Source organism: Prevotella sp. P4-119 (assembly GCF_002251345.1).
Classification (GTDB): Bacteria; Bacteroidota; Bacteroidia; order Bacteroidales; family Bacteroidaceae; genus Prevotella.
The window spans coordinates 1-1,837 of record NZ_NPJB01000086.1; the positions used below are offsets into that span (position 1 = coordinate 1).

3 protein-coding genes are annotated in these 1,837 nt (G+C 30.9%); 1 reads left to right on the forward strand and 2 read right to left on the reverse strand.

Features of this window, described 5'->3' with window-relative positions:
* Positions 1-92: IS3 family transposase (locus tag CIK89_RS11000; protein ID WP_144007349.1), on the forward strand; the 92-nt coding region annotated here is incomplete at its 5' end.
* Between the two features lie 225 nt (positions 93-317).
* On the opposite strand, the gene CIK89_RS11005 is transcribed toward CIK89_RS11000, so the two are convergent.
* Positions 318-1,400 carry a hypothetical protein gene (locus CIK89_RS11005; RefSeq protein WP_144007409.1) on the reverse strand — a complete coding sequence of 361 codons (1,083 nt, stop codon included), beginning with the start codon at positions 1,398-1,400 and terminating at the stop codon, positions 318-320.
* A gap of 3 nt (positions 1,401-1,403) precedes the next feature.
* On the reverse strand, positions 1,404-1,837 hold a 434-nt coding region (locus tag CIK89_RS11010), incomplete at its 5' end, for an energy transducer TonB (RefSeq protein ID WP_216820470.1).

Consider the following 1,837-nt stretch of genomic DNA (forward strand, 5'->3'; position numbering starts at 1 on the left):
AATATATTGACTATTATAACAATAAAAGAATAAAAATCAAGTTAAATGGTATGAGTCCAGTACAATACAGAATGACTCAATTAAATACGTAAATGTTTAACCCGTCCAACTTCTTGGGGTCACTTCACTATGACAGATAAGTCAAAGGTATCAAAATAACTGTATGCGTAAGCGGTGTTATACATTCGCCTACGACTTTTATCCTAAATCGGTCATTATAATACGACACGCATGACCATGGATTATTATATTTCTAATTGCCGATTTGAGTTATTGAAATAGTAATGCTCACTAATATCTCTAGGGATTAGTATAAATTATAGTCTTAGACTTTTTTCTTTTAGTTTCTGTTTAGCTGCGGAAACCATCTCCTTGTTTTCTGTACTATCTTTAAGTTTTTCTGAGTATTTTAGAAAAAGTGTATAGTAATGTATTACTTTATCTTCAATTCCTATTGTTTCATACATTTGGGCTATATTATAGTATGTAATCGGATTGTTGGATTCATAGAGTGAACTATTCTCAAAAGCTAATGCTGCTTCTTTATATTTGTGGCTTAAGAAATATCCTTCTGCAACACCCTTATAAAGTGTGGAGAGCATCACGCTATCTGGAGTTTGTAATTTAATAGCTTTTTCCAAAAAATCAACTCCTTCTGTGCCTAATCCAATAGATATACATATTTTCCCCAAATGGTATAAAGAAGGGAAATCTTTGTTGTTTTTAAATTTTGTTGCTTGTAATAAATAATCGTAGGCTTCACTATTCTTTCCTAAGTTTTCAAGTGAAATCCCTATAATAAACGAAGATTCGTAATTCTCAAAACCATTTTTTTGAAGTTGCATATAAGAATTATAAGCTTCTTGGTAATTTCCTGTTAGATAAGAAGCATATCCAAATTGCCTCAAAACAGGCATGTTTAAAGAATCTTTTTGCAAATACCTTTGGCAGATGTCTATTGTCTTGGAAAAATGATTTATAGTGTTGCAATAAGTCGCTAATGAGACAACTACTTCGCTGTCATATGGATTCAATGTTATAATACTATCACCATAAAATAGTAATGAATCAGAATTTGCCAAATTACGGTACGAAAAAAACAATGAACGTAAATCTTCATATTTTAAACTGTCTGTGGGGAAAGTTCTTAATATGGAGATACATTCTTTATAGTGTCCAATATGTTTGTGGGCATCAACTAATTTACGAGCGACTATTAAATCCTCTTTGATCTTATATAACTGGCTGTAATATAAGACGGCCTCATTATAATTAAATTCGTTTACGCAACTATCTGCCTTTTGCTTTAATCTTTCAGAACTTATGCTGTTTTCTGCCATACAAGTAATCGGCAAAAAAGCTAATAATAAAACAAAATATTTAGAAAAAGAATTTTTCATAACTTAATCAAAGCGTTTTATGTTGTTGAAATTTACAGGCAAAATATAACTTATGCTTACAGGAGTCCCATCTGCCAATTTTCCTGGTGTCCATTTTGGACATTTTTTTAATAGCAGTACGACTTCTTTGGCAAAAGCCTTTTGCTCAGGTTCTGATATTATTTTTATATTATCTATAGTACCTTCATTTGTTATGACAAACGATACTACAACTTTAGCTTTTTTTGTTTCATAACCAGTAGGATATGTTAAATTTTTAGAGACCCATTCTAAAAACTTAGAGAATTCATACTTACCATCGAATTTTGGTGATATAGCTTTTTGTGGTAAAGCTTCCACTGTCGGTAATTCTTGCTTGTACGATACATCTGATTTCGTTGTGCAAAAGTATAGAATTATAGACATACAAACTATAGTAAATGATGCTGTTATAATCA

What these genes read in the sequence shown, in the direction of transcription:
- CIK89_RS11005 (WP_144007409.1), bottom strand. Translation starts at nt 1,400, where the DNA reads ATGAAAAATTCTTTTTCTAAATATTTTGTTTTATTATTAGCTTTTTTG.